The 17,463-nt window shown below is 72.3% G+C and carries 13 protein-coding genes; 4 read left to right on the top strand and 9 right to left on the bottom strand.

All coding sequences use genetic code 11. The features are described from left to right. The first annotated feature begins 102 nt into the window (after window positions 1–102). The gene (locus tag K1X13_RS14545; protein ID WP_221025735.1) at window positions 103–1,146 is read left to right on the top strand and encodes a zinc-dependent alcohol dehydrogenase family protein; all 1,044 of its coding nucleotides are present in this window, start codon (window positions 103–105) and stop codon (window positions 1,144–1,146) included. Window positions 1,147–1,165: 19 nt separating this feature from the next. Here K1X13_RS14545 and K1X13_RS14540 read toward each other — a convergent pair whose 3' ends face one another. Next, window positions 1,166–2,137: an ATP-binding protein gene (locus K1X13_RS14540; protein ID WP_221025734.1), complete on the bottom strand. Its 972-nt coding sequence runs from the start codon at window positions 2,135–2,137 to the stop codon at window positions 1,166–1,168. 109 nt (window positions 2,138–2,246) lie between these two features. Next, entirely contained in the window at window positions 2,247–3,326 is a 1,080-nt protein-coding gene (locus K1X13_RS14535) for an HNH endonuclease (protein ID WP_221025733.1), read from the bottom strand. 92 nt (window positions 3,327–3,418) lie between these two features. On the opposite strand from K1X13_RS14535, the gene K1X13_RS14530 reads away from it, so the two are divergent. Next, a complete protein-coding gene (locus K1X13_RS14530) occupies window positions 3,419–3,721 on the top strand; it encodes a nucleoside triphosphate pyrophosphohydrolase (RefSeq protein WP_221025732.1) in 303 nt (100 codons plus the stop codon). Window positions 3,722–3,845: 124 nt separating this feature from the next. Here the strand turns inward: K1X13_RS14530 and betT are convergent, their stop codons facing one another. The 7 genes from betT to K1X13_RS14495 form a co-directional block, all read right to left on the bottom strand. Next, entirely contained in the window at window positions 3,846–5,882 is a 2,037-nt protein-coding gene (gene betT, locus K1X13_RS14525) for a choline BCCT transporter BetT (protein WP_221025731.1), read from the bottom strand. Beyond that, complete coding sequence (betA, locus tag K1X13_RS14520) at window positions 5,879–7,582, bottom strand: choline dehydrogenase (RefSeq protein ID WP_221025730.1); 1,704 nt, start codon at window positions 7,580–7,582, stop codon at window positions 5,879–5,881. Before betA ends, betT begins: the two co-directional genes overlap by 4 nt. Continuing rightward, window positions 7,579–9,102 carry an aldehyde dehydrogenase family protein gene (locus tag K1X13_RS14515; protein ID WP_221025729.1) on the bottom strand — a complete coding sequence of 508 codons (1,524 nt, stop codon included), beginning with the start codon at window positions 9,100–9,102 and terminating at the stop codon, window positions 7,579–7,581. Before K1X13_RS14515 ends, betA begins: the two co-directional genes overlap by 4 nt. Window positions 9,103–9,323: 221 nt before the next feature. After that, the gene (locus K1X13_RS14510; RefSeq protein ID WP_308249564.1) at window positions 9,324–9,923 is read right to left on the bottom strand and encodes an antibiotic biosynthesis monooxygenase; all 600 of its coding nucleotides are present in this window, start codon (window positions 9,921–9,923) and stop codon (window positions 9,324–9,326) included. Between the two features lie 90 nt (window positions 9,924–10,013). Then, a complete protein-coding gene (locus tag K1X13_RS14505; protein ID WP_221025728.1) occupies window positions 10,014–11,546 on the bottom strand; it encodes an MDR/zinc-dependent alcohol dehydrogenase-like family protein in 1,533 nt (510 codons plus the stop codon). Between the two features lie 33 nt (window positions 11,547–11,579). Then, on the bottom strand, window positions 11,580–13,433 hold the full coding sequence (locus K1X13_RS14500; RefSeq protein ID WP_221025727.1) for a glycoside hydrolase family 43 protein: 1,854 nt from the start codon (window positions 13,431–13,433) through the stop codon (window positions 11,580–11,582). A gap of 45 nt (window positions 13,434–13,478) precedes the next feature. Then, the gene (locus tag K1X13_RS14495) at window positions 13,479–14,519 is read right to left on the bottom strand and encodes a LacI family DNA-binding transcriptional regulator (protein WP_221025726.1); all 1,041 of its coding nucleotides are present in this window, start codon (window positions 14,517–14,519) and stop codon (window positions 13,479–13,481) included. 57 nt (window positions 14,520–14,576) lie between these two features. Between K1X13_RS14495 and arfA the strand changes: the two genes are divergently transcribed. Together arfA and K1X13_RS14485 are read left to right on the top strand one after the other, a co-directional pair. Beyond that, entirely contained in the window at window positions 14,577–16,094 is a 1,518-nt protein-coding gene (arfA, locus tag K1X13_RS14490; protein WP_221025725.1) for an arabinosylfuranosidase ArfA, read from the top strand. A 22-nt stretch (window positions 16,095–16,116) separates the two neighbouring features. After that, window positions 16,117–17,460, top strand: coding sequence for an ABC transporter substrate-binding protein (locus tag K1X13_RS14485; RefSeq protein ID WP_221025724.1), 1,344 nt, complete (start codon window positions 16,117–16,119; stop codon window positions 17,458–17,460). Window positions 17,461–17,463 lie beyond the last annotated feature (3 nt).

Here is a 17,463-nt window from a genome sequence, read left to right as displayed (position 1 = left end):
GCGTCCCGAGCGCCGGGCCGGACCCGTCCGGGCGCGGGCCGGACCGCCCGGCAGACTGTCCCGCATGGCGCACTTCCCCGCACCCGCCCCGGCAGCCCGCCCATGAGAGCGGTCGTCTACTCCGCCTACCAGGCGGTCCCGGAGCTCGCCGAGGTCGCCGCGCCGCCCTGCCCCGCGGACGGCGTGCTGGTCGCCGTCCGGGCCACCGGGGTCTGCCGCTCGGACTGGCACGCGTGGAGGGGGCACGACCCCGTCGCGCTGCCGCACGTGCCCGGCCACGAGCTCGCCGGCGTGGTGGCCGAGGTCGGCCCCGGCGTGACCGGGTGGCGGGTCGGTGACCGGGTCACGGTGCCGTTCGTGTGCGGCTGCGGGACCTGCGCGTACTGCCGTGCCGGCGAGGCCCAGGTGTGCCCGGACCAGACCCAGCCCGGCTTCACCGGCCCGGGCTCGTTCGCCGACCTCGTCGCGATCCACGCCGCCGACACCAACCTGGTCGCGCTGCCGCCGGGGGTGGACTTCGTGACCGCGGCCTCGCTCGGCTGCCGGTTCGCGACCGCCTTCCGCGCAATCACCGCGCACGGCCGGGTGGGCCGCGGCGACTGGCTCGCCGTGCACGGGTGCGGCGGGGTCGGCCTGTCCGCGGTGATGATCGGTGCCGCGCTCGGCGCCCGGGTGGTCGCCGTGGACCTCTCCACCGCCGCCCTCGACCATGCGCTCCGGGTCGGCGCGGAGGACGTGGTGGACGCGCGCGAGGTCGCCGACGCCGCGGAGGCCGTGCGCGAGGTCACCGGTGGCGGCGCCCGGGTGTCGCTCGACGCGCTCGGCTCGCCCGGCACCGCCACCGCCTCGGTGCGCTGCCTCGCGCCGCGGGGGCGGCACGTCCAGGTAGGTCTGCTGCTCGGCGAGAGCTCCACGCCCCCGCTGCCGATGGACCAGGTGGTGGCGAAGGAGCTGGAGATCTACGGGTCGCACGGGATGCCCGCGCGCGACTACCCGGCGATGCTCGCGCTGGTCGCCGACGGCACCCTGCGTCCGGACCTGCTCGTGGGACGCGTGATCGGGCTCGACCAGGCCGGTGCCGCGCTGGCCGCCATGGGCCGGGCCGGGAGCGCCGCGGGCATGACCGTGGTCGACCTGGAGCGCTGACGGCGGACCGCCTGCCGGCTCAGTGCTGCTCGAGCCAGACGCCGTAGGGCACCGGCGGCTGCCCACGCTCCACCTGGTTGAGGAACTCCGCCTCCAGCCAGTCACGCAGCTGCTGGATCTCCGCGCGTGCGGGCATGGTCATCAGCTTGCCCGCCTCGGCGAGCGCCTCGGCCTCCCCCACCAGGCTGCGCAGGAAGGCGATCTCCTCCGTGACGTGGCGGGGCGAGAGGACGTGGATGTCGGCGCGCTCGTGGCCGTCGCGGATGGCGTCCATCGCCATGATCCGCGCAGGGTCCCAGTTCACCGCGTGCCGCTGGACGTGGCCCGCCAGCAGCCCGGCGAGCCGGTGGAAGTGCGGCCGGTCCAGGTCGCTGCCGACGAGCTGGAGCTCCCGGATGATCTCGGCCAGGTTGTCGTCGTGGGCCAGCAGCAGCGCGGCGGGACAGTCCAGGAAGTGCACCGTCACCCACGCGTCGGGATCGAGCTCGGCGGGCTGCGGCGAGGCCTCCCGGCGGGTGACCGCGGGCGGCCGGGCGTCGTACGTGGTGTCGCCGTCGTCGTCGAACTCCGCCCACACCCGCTTGCCCTCGGGCAGCTCGTCGATGCCCCAGGAGCTGGCCAGGGCCGAGACGATGAAGATGCCGCGGCCGGTGGTCGATGCGTCGTCGGCGGTCTGGTCGTCCAGCAGCGCGTCGGTCAGGTCCGACTGCGCGGTCATCGAGTCCGCGGTCGCGCTCCCCGTGTCGAGCACCGTGAGCCGCACGGTCTCGGGGGACTGCTCGAGCTCGAGCTCGAAGAAGCGGCTGCCGCTGTGCAGGGTCGCGTTGGTGGACAGCTCGGAGACGCAGAGGCCGACGTCCTCGATCAGGGTCTCCCGGCCCCACTGGGTCAGGGCGTCGTCGACGAAGCGACGGGCCACCGGCACGCTCTCGGGCAGGGCGACCATGCGTACCCGCGCCTGGAGCACTCCACCACCGTCCGATCCCCCCATGCCGCCATTATGAACACTTCCCGGAGCATGTGTCTCGATTGGCCGAACACCCTGGGGCCGTCCCGGACTCCGGGCGGGCCGGAGGCCGCCGCCGTACGACGCCCGGGGTCTAGACGCGCAGCCAGTCCGGCGCCGACGACAGGTCCAGGTGCACCGCCCGGCCGGGGCCGGCCCAGGTCAGCGAACCGGCCGGCTCGCCGCGGTACACCCCACGCGCCGCGGCCACGACCCGGTCGTACTGCGTCGGCCAGGCGATGGCCTCGGCGACCTGCTCGAGCACGGCCGGCTCCCGTGACAGCGCGCGGTCCATCAGCTCCACGGAGGGCAGAGCGTGCAGCTTGCTCCCGTTGCAGCGGCCGCATGCCAGGACCAGGTTGGCCAGTCCGTCGATGCCCAGCCGCGACCACGGCAGGACGTGGTCGACAGGGTTGTTCGCGGCTAGGGGGACCTCGCAGTAGAAGCAACGCGCACCGAACGCCTCCTTGAGGGCTGAGCGCGCCGGCGCCAAGGCGGTCCGGTCCCTGCCGAACAGGTGTCCCGCCACGTCGGGGACGTTCGCGTCGAGGTGGCGGTTCATCCGGCGTACGTCCTCGACCCACAGGATCTCCAGCGCCGGCTTGAGCAGTCCGGACAGCCGCGCCAGCCCGTAGGCCACGCCGTGGAACAGCCTGATCACCCCGCCGTGCGCGTCCAGGGTCCGGCGGCTCACCTGATCGTGCATCCACGAGTCGTCGTAGAGAAAGGGAACGCCGCCACCGCCCGGAAGCTTCTGTAAGCGGTGGATCGGCTGCCGCACGAGGGTGAGCGCGACGTCTTCCAGCGTCGCCGCGTAGACCTCGGGACAGCGGATCATCGCGAGGTCCAGCGAGAGACCGGCCCCCTGGGCGCCCGCGGCCTCACGCAGGGTCGTCACAGCCCGCGGAATCCGCGCGACAGGCTGGGAGGACTGGCGCAGCTGCTGTCCCTCGAACGGGCGCACCTGGCGCCAGTAGATCTCTACGACCCGGTGGGCCAACGCGCGTACGGGCACCTCGAGCGGCGCCGACGGGTCGGCCGGCAGGTGCTCCACGCAGTGGTCGATGAGCGCGGTCAGGGTGGCCAGCTTGTACGTCGCCGTACGCGCCCCGGTCTCCAGGACTGCGACGATGCGCTGCCCGAGCGCCAGCGGGTCCTCCGCACCTTCGTTCATCGCGAGCAGTATGTCCGATACCGTGCCGGCGGCGCCGGATCGCGCCGTGCCCCGGTGGGTCCGGGCGCCGACGACGAGCGAGGAGTACCACGGTGGGGAAGCTGGTGCGCGACCGGATCCCGGAGCTCATCTATGCCCGAGGGGATCGCCCGATGACGCGCGTGCTCGACGACCCCGGCTACGAGGCAGCGCTGTTGGCGAAGGTCGTCGAGGAGGCCGAGGAACTCCGCGACACCACGCCCGAGGGCCGGCTGGAGGAGGCCGCCGACGTCTACGAGGTGCTGCTCGCGCTGGCCAGACACCTGGGGCTCAGCCTCGAGGACGTGGCCCGGCGCGCCGAGCTCAAGCGCGCCGAGCGAGGCGGCTTCGACCGGCGGGTCTGGCTCGAGTCCTAGCCGCGACGACCACCGCCCGGACGTGCAGACGACGCCGGCCGGGCCCCTCCCCAGGCGTGGGGTCGGGTCCCGACGGCGTCGTCTGCACGTCTGAAGGGCTACGCGGGGCAGCCGTCGTTCCTGCCTAGGCGGGGCTCCCCGCGTTCAGGCGCAGGAACTCCAGGTGCCGCTCGTACTGGTCGAGCACGTCGTCGATGAGCTGCGTGTGCGTGTAGCCCATGACGTCGTACCCCTGGCCGCCCTCGCGCAGGTGGACCTCCAGCCGGGAGTACACGTCGTGCCCCGCGGGACCGCGGCCGTAGATCGGCAGGGGCACCTCACGCGGCCACATCCGGTAGTGGAACGGGTGCTCCGTACCGAGGTCGGCGGCGAGCTCGACGTACGACGTGCCGTTGTCGGCGACCTTGTCCACGGTGGCCTCGACGCCCTGGCGGCGCAGCTCCTCGGCGACGTCCTCCAGCGCCGGGAGCGCCACGTCGTCGACGAACTCGGCGACCTTCAAGGCGCCGGGGAAGGCCATCGCGCGGCTGAGCCGGGCCCGCCAAGGACGGCCCTGGTGGCTCTCCGGGCTCGGCGTGGTGCGCCCCGAGAGCACACCGGGCATGCTCTGCCGGACGCTCTCGGCGCGGTACGCCTCGACCCGGAGCGCCTTGTAGAGACCCGCCATCACCAGCACGATCACGAACGCGAACGGCAGGCCCATGATGATCGTGGCGTTCTGCAGGGCGGGCACGCCGCCGACGAGCAGCATCGACATGGTCAGCAGGCCGGTGGCGACCGCCCAGAAGATCCGCGCCCCCTTGGTGGCGTCGTCCTGCGGGGTGCGCAGCTTCGACGAGAGGTTGGCCATCACCAGCGCCGCCGAGTCGGCGGAGGTCACGTAGAACAGCAGGCCGACGAAGGTGGCGACCGCGGCGATGAAGGTGAACGCCGGGTACTGCGTCAGCAGCGTGTAGAAGCCCCGCTCGGGCGTGTTCATCGCGAGCCGGCCGAAGGCCGCGTCACCGCTGCGCACGGCGTCGATCGCGGCGTTGCCGAAGATCGAGACCCACATCAGGACGTAGCTGAACGGGATGATCAGCGTGCCCGCCACGAACTGCCGGATGGTCCGGCCACGGGAGATGCGCGCCAGGAACAGGCCCACGAAGGACGCCCAGGCGATCCACCAGGCCCAGAAGAACAGCGTCCACCAGCTCATCCACTGGACCGGCTGGTCGTAGGCGAAGGTCTGGTTGGTGAGCCCGGCGAAGCTGCTCACGTAGTCGCCGATGTTGAGCACGAACGCGTTGAGCAGGAACGTGGTCTTGCCGGTGACCAGGATCCACACGGCCAGGCCGATCGCGAGCAGCACGTTGAGCTGCGAGAGCCGCTTGATCCCCTTGTCCACGCCACTGACCGCGGAGATGGTCGCGATCAGGACCGCGAGCACGACGAGGCCGATCTGCGCGGGCACCCCCTCGGGGATCCCCATCAGCATCTCGAGCCCGTAGTTGAGCTGCACCACGCCGATGCCGAGCGAGGTGGCGACACCGAAGATGGTGCCGATCACGGCCGCCGAGTCGACGCTGTGGCCCAGCACGCCGTGGATCCGCTTGCCGAAGATCGGGAACAGCGAGGAGCGGATCGCCAGCGGCAGGTTCATCCGGTAGGAGAAGTAGGCCAGCGCCATGCCCATCAGCGCGTACATGCCCCAGCCGCTGATGCCATAGTGGAACAGCGTCCAGGTGGACGCCTCGCGGGCGGCCTGCACGGTCTCGCCCTGCCCGACCGGCGGCGCGAGGTACTGCGTGACCGGCTCGGCGACGGAGAAGAACATCAGGTCGGTGCCGATGCCCGCGGCGAACAGCATCGCCGCCCAGGAGAAGGTGCTGAACTCCGGCTGGGAGTGCTCGGGCCCGAGCTTGGTCCGGCCGTAGCGGGAGACGCCGAGGAAGACCACGAAGACCAGTACGACGGTCGCCAGCAGGATGTAGAACCAGCCGAACCAGGACGTGGTCCAGCCGACGAGGACGCCGATCGTGTCGGCGGCGGCGGTGGGCGCGATGATGGCCCAGATCGCGATCGCCAGCGTGACGGCGGCCGAGGTGAGGAACACGACCGGCCGGATCTTGGCCGGCGGCTCGAGCTCTGCTTCCTTGTCGTGCAGGGTGGTCTCACTCATGAGGCGGCTCCAGTCCGGACGTTGCGGGGGTCGCCCGCGGGGTAGAGGGGCATCCCGGTGCCGTGGCGGTAGAACGGGACGTCGAGCGGGGCGAGCGGCTCGTTGCCGAGGATCAGGTCGGCTGCCTTCTCGGCGAGCATCATCACCGGCGCGTAGATGTTGCCGTTGGTGACGTACGGCATCGCCGAGGCGTCGACGACCCGCAGCCCCTCCACGCCGTGCACCCGCATGGTGGCCGGGTCGACCACGCTCATCTCGTCGGTGCCCATCTTCGCGGTGCACGACGGGTGCAGCGCGGTCTCCGCTTCCTTGGCGACCCAGTCGAGGATCTCCTGGTCGGTCCGCACCGACGGGCCGGGCGAGATCTCCCCGGCGCTGAACGGCGCGAACGCCGGCTGCTCCAGGATGTCTCGTGCGGCGCGGACCATCTCGATCCACTCGCGCCGGTCGGTCTCGGTCGACAGGTAGTTGAACTGCAGCGCCGGGTACTCGAAGGGGTCCTTGGACCTGATCTTCACCGTGCCGCGGCAGTCGGAGTACATCGGGCCGATGTGCACCTGGTAGCCGTGCTCGCTGGCCGGCTGCGACCCGTCGTACCGGATCGCGATCGGCAGGAAGTGGAACATCAGGTTCGGGTAGGTCACCGCGTCGTTGCTGCGGATGAACCCGCCGGCCTCGAAGTGGTTGGAGGCGCCGACGCCGCTGCGGCGGAAGAGCCACTCGGCTCCGATCCGCGGCTTGTGCCGGTGCTTCATCCACGGGGCGATCGACACCGGCTGCTTGCTGGCGTGCTGGATGTAGACCTCGAGGTGGTCCTGGAGGTTCTCCCCCACGCCCGGCAGGTCGACGACCGGGTCGATCCCGAGCGCCCGCAGCTCCTCGGCGTTGCCGATGCCGGCGAGCTGGAGCAGCTGCGGGGTGTTGATCGCGCCGCCGCAGAGGATGACCTCCTTGGCCTCCACGCTGCGGTGCGCCTTGCGGGCCCGCACGTAGTCGACGCCGGTCACCCGGTTGCCCTGCATCCGCAGGCCGGTGACGTGGGCGAGGGTGTGCACGTCGAGGTTCGGCCGGCTCATCACCGGGTGCAGGTAGGCGCGGGCGGCGCTCAGCCGGCGGCCCCAGTACACGTTGCGGTCGAACTTCGCGAAGCCCTCCTGCCGGTAGCCGTTCACGTCGTCGGTCAGCGGGTGCCCGGCCTGCTGCACGGCCTCGAAGAAGGCGCCGAACAGCGGGCTCGTGGCCGGGCCGCGCTCGAGCGCGAGGGGGCCGGAGCCGCCGCGCCACTCGTCGGCGCCGGCGGTGCAGGTCTCCATGCGCTTGAAGTACGGCAGGCAGTGGGCGTAGTCCCAGGTCTCCATCCCCGGGTCCGCGGCCCACCGCTCAAAGTCGAGCGGGTTCCCGCGCTGGAAGATCATCCCGTTGATGCTGCTCGACCCGCCGAGCACCTTGCCGCGGGCGTGGAACACGCGGCGGCCGCCCATGAACGGCTCGGGCTCGGACTCGTACTTCCAGTCGTAGAGCTTGTTGCCGATCGGGATGGGCAGCGCGGCGGGCATGTGGATGAACGGGTCGACCTTGAAGTCGCTGCGGCCCGCCTCGAGCACCAGGACGCTGGTGGCCGGGTCGGCGCTGAGGCGGTTCGCCAGCGCTGAGCCGGCCGACCCGCCCCCGACGATCACGTAGTCGTAGATCTTGCTCATCGGGCGTCCTCTCCTGGCGCGGCCGGGGTCGCCGGCTCCCCGAACCAGTACTGCGGCGCGGGCTTGGTGTTGTGCCAGATGTGCTTCTTCTCGCGGTACTCGTCGAGCCCGGCGAGGCCGAGCTCGCGACCGACGCCGGACTGCTTGAAGCCGCCCCACTCGGCCTGCGGCACGTACGGGTGGTAGTCGTTGATCCACACCGTGCCGTGGCGGAGCCGGCGGGCGACCCGCTCGGCCCGTCCGGCGTCCCGGGTCCACACCGCGCCGGCCAGCCCGTAGATCGTGTCGTTGGCGACGGACACGGCGGCGTCCTCGCGCTCCTGGTCGCTGCCGCCGGTGAACGTCTCGACGGTCAGCACCGGGCCGAAGGACTCCTCGCGCACGCACCGCATGTCGGAGGCGCAGTGGTCGAGGATCGTCGGCAGGTAGTAGAAGCCCTTCTCGAGCTCCGGGTCGGCGGGACGTGCGCCGCCGGTGCGCAGGGTCGCGCCGTCGGTGATCGCGTCGGCGACGTACTGCTCGACCTTCTCCCGGTGCGCCTCGCTGATCAGCGGGCCGGTCTCGGCGTCGGTGTCGAAGGGTCCGCCGAGCCGGATCCGCTCGGCCCGCCGGACCAGCTCGTCGACGAACTCGTCGTGGATCGACGCCTCCACGACCAGCCGGGCGCCGGCCGAGCAGACCTGCCCGGAGTCGAGGAAGATCGCGGTCAGCGCGTAGTCGATCGCGGTCTCGATGTCGGCGTCGGCGAACACCACGTTGGGGTTCTTGCCGCCGAGCTCGAGGGCGACCTTCTTCACGGTGGACGCCGCCGCGGCCATGATCCTGCGGCCGGTCAGCAGCCCTCCGGTGAACGAGACGAGGTCGACCTCGGGGGCGTCGGTCAGCGGGGCGCCGACCTGGTCCCCGGTGCCGAGCACCAGGTTCGCGACACCCGCCGGTACGCCGGCGTCGGTGAGCGCCTTCATCAGCCAGATCGACGTCGAGGGGGTGAGCTCGCTGGGCTTGAGCACGAAGGTGTTCCCGGCGGCGAGCGCGGGCGCGACCTTCCACGAGGTCTGCAGCAGCGGGAAGTTCCACGGCGTGATCAGGGAGCAGACCCCGACCGGCTCGTGCACGACCCGGCTGGACACGTCGGGCATCCCGGTGTCCACGACCCGGCCGGCGTCGGCGTTGGCCAGACCGGCGTAGTGCCGGAACACCGAGACGATGTCGTCGACGTCGATCTCGGACTCGACGAGGCGCTTGCCGGTGTCCAGCGACTCGAGCCGCGCCACCTCGTCCTTGTCGGCCTCGAGGCGGTCGGCGACCCGGTGCAGGATCGCGGCGCGCTCGGGGGCGGGGGTGTCCCGCCAGGGGCCCTCGTCGAAGGCCCGGCGCGCGGCGCGGACCGCGTCCAGGGCGTCCTCCGGTCCGGCCTCGGAGACCGTGGCGACCACGCTCCCGTCCGCGGGACAGCGGATCTCCCGGGTTCGTCCGTCGCCGGCGTCTCGCCAGCTCCCGTCGATGAACAGCTCCGGCATGCGTTCCTTCCGTCGGGACCGCGGCTGCACCGGGTGGACGCGTCCACGGCCGTGGGGCGCGACGAGCAGCGGTGGTGTCGTCGCAGAGGGTCGCGCGGATCATTCCCCCGTCATTCCGGGACAGAACCTGCTGGACTAGTCATCTGGGTCACACCGCCCCGGGAGTCCCCGGCGCCCCACGGGGACGCGGTCGTCCCCAGGAGTGCGGGACCGGTGCGCGGTCAGCGGCGCCAGGGAGCGGGTCGCCCGTGCAGCCACCAGTCCAGACGCGACGTCAGCTGCGGCAGCACGAGGTAGGTCATGATCGGCGTCATCACCACGGTCGTCAGGAGCGCTCGCGGGACCAGGGCCAGGTCAGGTGCGACGACGCCGAGCAGCGCGCTCATCGCGAGGCTGAGCGGGAAGAACGCGGTCCAGATCATCACCGCCTGCTTCCAGCGCGGCGGCGCCCCGGGCAACGCCCGGAGGTCCTCGACGTCGTGCTCCTGCGGCGGGTCGAACCAGCCCTCGATGCCGGTACGGCGCTCGCGGCGCGACTCCCCCACCAGCCCCTGCGCCGACCCGAGCCACCACGCCCGCTGCTCCGACGCCTCCCACCGGGCCAGCGACTCCGGGCTGTCGAAGCGGTAGAGCATGTGCCACTCGTCCGACCGGCCGCCCGGGCGGACCCAGCCGGTCCCCAGGAACCCCGGGAACCGCTCCGCCAGCGACGTGCCCGCCCGGACCCAGGCGGTCATCTGCTCGGTGTGCTCCGGGTCGACGTGGCGGGTGATCGAGACGGTCACGGGCACGGCGACGTCGGGGTGCGTGGAGATGGTCACCGTCCCAGGTTAGAAGCCGTGACGCGGGACGTCGGACGGGCTGAGTCGGGGGCATGACCGAGGTCACGGCGCCGTGCCCGGCGGTCCGGGTCAGGTGCGGGCGGCGCCGTACCCGAGGAGCGCGGCCAGGCCGAGCGCGCTGCGCGGTGCGTACGCCGTGCGCCAGAGGCCGCCGTGCACGGCGCCGTACGCCTCGTCCTGCCACGGGTGCTCGTGCGCCGGCCCGCCGCCGGTGTGCAGGTCGTGGACGAGCAGCGCGGCCATCAGCACGTTCGAGGTGGCGGGCTCGAACACCTCGACCCCGAACCGGTGTGCCCCGGCGTAGGCGGCGGCCAGGGCACGGTTCTTCGTCACCGACCGCGTCCGGGTCGGTGGCGCGACGTTCATCGACACCGTCGTACCGGCGTCGCGGGCGACCGTGGCGCGCCAGCGCTGGAGCCTCTTCGCGAGCGCGTAGTTCGGCCCCTGCTGCGGGACCAGGCTGTCGTTGATGCCGGGGTCGGAGCCGGGCACGTAGCCACGCCTCAGCAGCCTGCCCCCGCTCACCGTGCGCAGCGGCCGGCCGATCAGCTTCGCGGTGGCCGCGCGGCTCTCGTAGGCGCGGGTCGACTGCGCGACCGCGTCCCCGGGGACCGCGAACACGTCGGTCGGGGTGGCCAGGAACGCCAGCGCCAGGTCGTCGCGGTCCTCGAGCAGCCGGGTGGTGAGCGCGTCGACGGCCAGCGACACCCGGACGTTGTGCGCGCCGTCGGCGTAGACGTAGTTGCCGAGCACCAGCCTCCCCGGCAGCCCCGCGAGCCAGTCCGCGACGACCGGGACCTCTGCGACCAGGTCGGCGCCGGCGTGGTGCGGCACCCGGTCGGTGGTGAGGTCGCTCGCTCCCTGCGGCACCGGGAGCACGACCGTGCCCGCCCCGCGGTCGGCGGTGTCGAGCACCCGCTGCCAGATCGCCGGCCGGGGCAGGTCCACCGCGGCGACCCGGGCGCCCCAGCGCAGCAGCGCCTGGAGCGGGCCCATCTCGGCGCCGGCGCCGAGCACCGCGACGGTGTGACCGTCGAGCCGCAGCCAGTCGGGGTTCTCCATGACCGTGCGTACGGCGTCCGCGGCGGTCGGCTCCATCACGCCCTCGGCGACCCAGTTGTCCAGCCGCCGCCGCAGCTCGTCGCCGCGCAGCCGACGGCCGTGGAACGGCAGGGAGAGCCCCGTCTCCGCCTCCCCCGAACCGCCCACCTCGACGGTGTCGAGCGTGCGGTCGGCGGCCGAGCGGGCCCAGGTCTCGAGCGGCTGCTCCCGGCCCTCGGCGTCGACCGCACGCATCCGCTGGTGCAGCGAGCCGAGGCCGCCGTTCGCGACCGCCAGCGCGGCGTCGCGGGACGACAGGCCGGCCTCGAGCAGCCGCCGGAAGTGCACCAGGTAGCCCGAGCGCCAGCTCGTCTCCTGCTCCGCGTCGAGGGCGCCCGCCACGTCCACCGGGCGCAGCGCGTCGGCGACGACCGCACGGCCGAGCGCCGAGGTGCTGCGGCGCCCGTCGGCGGCGGCCGGGAAGACCACCCCGCGCTGCTCCGGCTCGCTCTTCTCCGGCCCCTGCGGGTCGGGCTGGCTCTGCTGCGGTTCGGTGCTCATCGGCACATCATGCCCGAGCCCCGCAACGGCTCCTCACCGGCCGAGCGAGGACACCTCGACGTAGTCGAAGTGGGCGCTGAACCCCGCGCCTCCCATGGAGACCAGACCGATCCGGGCGTCGTCGCCGAGGTCGTGCGTCCACGTACCGCCGCGCACCCAGCGCGTGCCGTCCTGGCTGGTGTAGGCGGTGTACCGCTCCGTGTCGCCGGCGGAACCCGGCACGCCGCGCCTGACCACCCGCAGCCAGGTCCGGTCCGCCGGCGGACCGACCACGGTGTTGCCGTACCTCGGCGAGCCCTCCGGCGCGGTCGGCACCTCCTTGGCGAACTCCGTCTGCCTGGTCTCCCAGATCGACGCGTGGGCGAGCTTGACGAAGGCGTCGTCGCCGCCGTAGACGACCAGCCCCGCCTGCACGTAGTTGAAGCAGCAGCCCTCGGCCGGGACGTCGAGCCGCACCCGGGTCTCCACGACGTAGTCGCCGTCCGGCGCGTCCTCGGTGAGCACCGAGGCGGTGTTGCTGTCGACGTACAGGTCACCCGCCTGGGTGTCGAACCGGAACGCCCCGCCCTCCACGCCGTACGTCGCCGGGGCGGGCTGCCGCACCCAGGACCAGCGCGGGTCGAGCGTGGTCCCCGAGAAGTCGTCGGAGTAGGCCACGAGCCGCTCGCCGGGCACGTCGTCGGGCAGCGGGGCGGGCGTGTACGACGTCCCCTCCCCCGGCTGCGCGGCGGGGGCCGGCATGGGCTCGTCGGAGGTCCACCGCCCCGCGCGCACGGTCGGCCAGCCGCCCACCCAGTCGAGCGGGTCGAGCAGCGCGGGCCGCTTGGTGAAGCCCGGCTCGCTCGCGAAGTAGGGGTCCTCCCGGTCCACGGCGTGGTAGACGGTCCACCACTGCCCGTCGAAGTCCCGGAACACCGAGTTGTGGCCGGTGCCGACCCAGCGGTTCCCGTTCATGCTGAGCACCGGGGTGCCGCCGACGCGTCCCGCGAGCAGCGAGGTCCCCTCCCGGTCGGTGAACGGGCCGAGCGGCGAGTCCGCCCGGCCCGCGAACACGCTGTAGCCGGTGAGCGGCCCGTTGCAGCAGTTGGTCGCCGAGGCGAACAGGTAGTAGTGGTCGCCGCGCCGGACCACGTTCGCCCCCTCGTACCGGTTCCCGACCGTGATCCGGGTGGTGCCGCCGGTGGCGGTCATCCCGTGCCGGGTGAGCTCGACCCGGCTGCCGTGGATGCCGCCGTAGTAGCTGCCGAAGTAGAGGACGCCACGGTCACGGATGCCGTCACCGAGGACGTCGGGGTCGTAGGTCCAGAAGAAGTCGCAGCCGACACCGGCCCGGCGCGGAGCGACGACGGGGGTGTCGCTGACCCGCCACGGGCCCGTGGGCCGGCGGCTCGTCGCGACGCCGATCGCGCTGTCCGACGTGCACCCGGGCTCACCGCTGACGGCGTCGTCGACGTCGGTGACCACGAAGGTCATGTAGTAGCGGTCGAGCGACCGGGAGTAGACGACGTCCGGTGCCCAGAGGCCGGCTCCCTCGGCCGCCCAGGAAGGAGCCTCGGGCAGGGCGTCCCCCACGTAGGTCCAGTCCACGAGGTCCGTGCTGCGCATCATCGGGACGGGGTGGAAGACCGGGTCACCGGGGCCGGCGGTGTCCTGGTCGTCGAGCGGGTCGGTGGTGCAGTAGAGGTACCAGTACCGGTCCCCCGGCTGCTGCCCCCGGAGCACCGTCGGGTCGGCGCAGCTGTCCACCGTGCGGTCCGACCCGTTCACCCCCGGTCGCAGCGGGTTGCGGTAGCCGCCGGTCGTCGCGGAGGACGGCGGCGCCGACACCCACGGGACGACCACGAGGGCGGCGACCGCCGCGAGAACACGAAGACCCTGGGACGCCATCGCCGACCCCACCTCTTTCCTGTACGGATGCTGCTGCGGATGCCTCTACGGACCGGACGGACCCGTCTGCCCGCGACCGAGCGTGGACTCGCGCGGGACGATCTCGAAGCCGACGCGGACGTCACGTGCGGGCACCGCGTCCCTGCCGGCGATGCGGTCGTGCAGCATGTCCACCGCGTGCCGGGCGATCTCGTCCTTGGCCGGCGCGACCGTGCTGAGGCTCGGCGTGCTGTACCGGCCGTCCTCGATGTCGTCGAACCCGATCAGGGCGACGTCCTCCGGAACCCGCAGCCCGCGCTCGGCGAGCACACGCAGGGCACCCAGAGCGAGCAGGTCGGAGAAGCAGAACACCGCGTCGGGCGGCTCGGGCAGTGCCAGGAGCGTCTCCATGGCGTGCGCGCCGTCCACCCGGCGGTACCCCGCGACCTGCGGGGTCAGCTCCGCGTCGACGGTGATGCCGGCGGCGGCCAGCGACCGCTCGTAGCCGCGGCGGCGCAGCGGCGCGACCCCCGACGCGGCGTCGGCCCTGGCCTGGTAGCCGATCGCGGCCACTCGCTTGCGGCCGAGGCCGAGCAGGTGGTCGGTCGCCAGCCGGGCGGCCTCGACGTTGTCGACGGCCACGTGGTCGACCGGCCCGCCCGCGATCTTCTCGCCGAGCAGCACGAGCGGCGTGTCCTCCTTCGACCGCTCCAGCTCGTCGACCTCGAGCCCGACGGGGCTGAGGATGAGGCCGTCGATCAGGTGGCCGCGCAGACCCGAGGCCACCTCGAGCTCACGCTCCCGGAGGCCGTCGGTCTGGTCCACGAGCACCGTCCAGCCGCGCTCGGCGGCAGCCTCCACGACGGCGCGGGTGAGCTCGGCGAAGTACGGCATGTCGAGGGCGGGCACGGCCAGGGCGATCACGCCGGACCGTCCCTGGCGCAGGCTGCGGGCGGACAGGTTCGGGCGGTAGTTCAGGTCGTCGATCGCCGCCTGCACCCGCTCGCGGGTCTCCGGCTTCACGTGCAGGTAGCCGTTCGCGACGTTGCTCACCGTCTTGACCGAGACCCCGGCTCGCGCAGCGACGTCGCTCAGCCGGACCACCATGCGCTCACCCTCGACTCGGTCTTTACAACGATGTAAATCCAGGTTAGAACAAGATGCATGGCAGTGGCAACGATCACACTCGACAGGGCTTTCCGGGTAGGACCGGTGGATCGGCGGCTTTTCGGCACGTTCGTCGAGCACATGGGCCGATGCGTCTACACCGGGATCTACGAACCCGACCACCCGACGGCCGACGCCGGCGGCTTCCGCGGCGATGTGGCCGCCCTGGTCCGCGAGCTCGGTCCGACCGTCGTCCGCTACCCCGGCGGCAACTTCGTCTCCGGCTACCGCTGGGAGGACGGCATCGGCCCGCAGGCCGACCGGCCCCGCCGGCTCGACCTCGCCTGGAAGGCGATCGAGACCAACGCCGTGGGCGTCGACGAGTTCACGGCGTGGTGCCGCACGGTCGGGATGGACCCGATCATGGCGGTGAATCTCGGTACGCGCGGGGTACAGGAGGCCGTGGACCTGCTGGAGTACTGCAACCACCCGGAGGGCACGGCGCTCTCGGACCTCCGGCGCGCGCACGGCGCCAAGGAGCCGCACGACATCAAGGTCTGGTGCCTGGGCAACGAGCTCGACGGCCCGTGGCAGGTCGGCCACAAGACCGCCGACGAGTACGGCCGCCTCGCCGCCGAGACTGCCCGGGCGATGCGCATGGTCGACCCGGGCATCGAGCTCGTCGCCTGCGGCAGCTCCAACAGCCGGATGCCCACCTTCGGTGCGTGGGAGGCCACCACGCTGGAGCACTGCTACGACCTGGTCGACTACGTCTCGCTGCACACCTACTACGACCCGCTCCCCACCGATCTGCCCACCTTCCTCGCCAGCTCCGTGGACCTGGACCGGATGATCGACGCGGTCGTCGCGACCGCCGACGCCGTGGGGGCCCGCCTGAAGTCGCGCCGCCGGCTTCGCCTCTCGGTCGACGAGTGGAACGTGTGGCACCAGTCCCGGTTCGAGGGCCAGGACGCGCGCACCTACGGCGACGAGCCCGCCCTGATCGAGGACGTGTACGACGTCGCCGACGCGGTCGTGGTGGGCTCCCTCCTGATCACGCTGCTCCGCCACGCCGACCGGGTCGGCATCGCCTGCCAGGCCCAGCTGGTGAACGTGATCGCCCCGATCCTGACCCAGGCGGGAGGCGGCGCCTGGACCCAGACGATCTTCCACCCGTTCGCGCAGGCGGCCCGCTGGGCCCGGGGCGAGGTGCTCCTGGTCCAGCCCTCGGTGGAGTCCTACGAGAGCGCGCTCCACGGCGACGTACCCCTGCTCGACGCGACCGCGACGTACGACGAGGAGACCGGCGAGGTCACCGTGCTCTGCGCCAACCGCTCCACCGACGAGGCCACGGAGCTCCGGGCCGACCTCCGCGGCCTGGGTGGGTCCTGCCGGGTCGTCGAGGCGACCGTCCTGTCCGACGACGACGTCCGCGCGACGAACACCGAGCAGCAGCCCGACCGGGTCATCCCCCGCACCCTGCCCGACGTGACCGTGGACGGCGGGCAGCTGCGCGCCCAGCTCCCGCCGGTGTCCTGGGCCGTCATCCGTCTCACCACCGTCAGCGACCGCTGACCTCAACCACAGGAGTCCCACCATGACGAACACCCCCTTCCGCAGGTCCCGACCCGTGGAGACCAGCCTCAGCAGGCGCGGCTTCCTCGTCCTCGGCGCCGGCTCCACCGCCGCCTTCCTCGCCGGGTGCGGCGGTGGCAAGGGGGTCGGGGCCCAGCCCAGCGCGGGCGGTGAGTTCACCGGGAAGTACACCGGCCCGCCGGTCACCCTGGACTACTGGAACGGCTTCACCGGTGGCGACGGGCCGACGATGCAGGCGCTCGTCAAGGACTTCAACAGCGCCCAGAAGAACATCACCGTCAAGTCCAACACCGTCGAGTGGGCGGACTTCTACCAGCGCCTCCCCGCCGCCGCCAACGCCGGCCGCGGGCCCCACGTCGGGGTCATGCACCTCGACCAGCTCGCCACGAACGCCGCCCGCAGCGTCATCGTCCCACTCGACGACGTGGCCGAGCAGATCGACCTCGCGGAGTCGGACTTCACGCCTGCCGTGTGGGGACCGGGCATCTACAACGGCAGCCGGTACGGCATTCCGCTCGACGTGCACTCGCTGGCGATGTACTGGAACAAGGACCACTTCGAGAAGGCCGGCATCGGCGAGGCGCCGACGGACGCCGCCACGCTGGACGAGGCGTGCCGGAAGCTGAAGTCCGCCGGCTTCCAGCCGTTCTGGATGCCGAACCAGTGGCCGGCCCACCTGATGTTCTTCAGCCTCCTGTGGCAGTTCGGCGGCGAGCCCTACGCCGAGGACGGCTCCGAGGCGACGTTCGGCTCCGCGGAGGGCGTCGAGGCGCTGTCCTGGATGGTGGAGCAGGTCGACAAGGGCTACGGCCCGTCGAACGTCGACATCGACGCGCAGTACCTCGCGTTCAAGAACGGCCAGAACTCGATCACCTGGGACGGGATCTGGCAGATCAACGACCTCGAGGCCGCCGGCCTCGACTACGGCATCGCGCCGATCCCGACCATCGGCGAGAAGCCCGCCGCCTGGGCGAACTCCCACCACTTCTTCATGACCAAGCAGGCCGCCGAGGACGGCAACCTCGCCAACGCGTCGAAGGTGTTCATCAGCTCGCTGAGCCAGGAGTCCGGCAGCTGGGCGAAGGCCGGGATGATCCCGGCCCGGAACTCCGCCCGGGAGGACGCCGCCTTCACCGAGTCGCCGCAGGCGGTGCTGAACGACTACCTGGAGAACCTGCACTTCCTCCCCGCCGTCCCCGGTCTGGGGGACATCACCCCGCAGACCGTCGAGGTAGCGGTCAACGAGGCGGTGCTCGGCAAGGCATCCCCGGAGGAGGCACTCGGCAAGGCCCAGGAGAACGCCACGAAGCTGATGCAGGACAACCTGGAAAAGTTCGGAGGCTGACGT

The sequence above is a fragment of the Nocardioides jiangsuensis genome (assembly GCF_019679455.1).
In the GTDB taxonomy this organism is placed as follows: domain Bacteria; phylum Actinomycetota; class Actinomycetes; order Propionibacteriales; family Nocardioidaceae; genus Nocardioides_C; species Nocardioides_C jiangsuensis.
The sequence above is the reverse complement of the archived record's forward strand: the minus strand, read 5'-3'. Positions and strand labels throughout refer to the sequence as shown.

What these genes read in the sequence shown, in the direction of transcription:
- K1X13_RS14500 (WP_221025727.1), bottom strand. Translation starts at nt 13,433, where the DNA reads ATGGCGTCCCAGGGTCTTCGTGTTCTCGCGGCGGTCGCCGCCCTCGTG.
- K1X13_RS14505 (WP_221025728.1), bottom strand. Translation starts at nt 11,546, where the DNA reads ATGAGCACCGAACCGCAGCAGAGCCAGCCCGACCCGCAGGGGCCGGAG.
- betT (WP_221025731.1), bottom strand. Translation starts at nt 5,882, where the DNA reads ATGAGTGAGACCACCCTGCACGACAAGGAAGCAGAGCTCGAGCCGCCG.
- K1X13_RS14485 (WP_221025724.1), top strand. Translation starts at nt 16,117, where the DNA reads ATGACGAACACCCCCTTCCGCAGGTCCCGACCCGTGGAGACCAGCCTC.
- K1X13_RS14545 (WP_221025735.1), top strand. Translation starts at nt 103, where the DNA reads ATGAGAGCGGTCGTCTACTCCGCCTACCAGGCGGTCCCGGAGCTCGCC.
- K1X13_RS14515 (WP_221025729.1), bottom strand. Translation starts at nt 9,102, where the DNA reads ATGCCGGAGCTGTTCATCGACGGGAGCTGGCGAGACGCCGGCGACGGA.
- arfA (WP_221025725.1), top strand. Translation starts at nt 14,577, where the DNA reads ATGGCAGTGGCAACGATCACACTCGACAGGGCTTTCCGGGTAGGACCG.
- K1X13_RS14495 (WP_221025726.1), bottom strand. Translation starts at nt 14,519, where the DNA reads ATGGTGGTCCGGCTGAGCGACGTCGCTGCGCGAGCCGGGGTCTCGGTC.
- K1X13_RS14535 (WP_221025733.1), bottom strand. Translation starts at nt 3,326, where the DNA reads ATGAACGAAGGTGCGGAGGACCCGCTGGCGCTCGGGCAGCGCATCGTC.
- K1X13_RS14540 (WP_221025734.1), bottom strand. Translation starts at nt 2,137, where the DNA reads ATGGGGGGATCGGACGGTGGTGGAGTGCTCCAGGCGCGGGTACGCATG.
- betA (WP_221025730.1), bottom strand. Translation starts at nt 7,582, where the DNA reads ATGAGCAAGATCTACGACTACGTGATCGTCGGGGGCGGGTCGGCCGGC.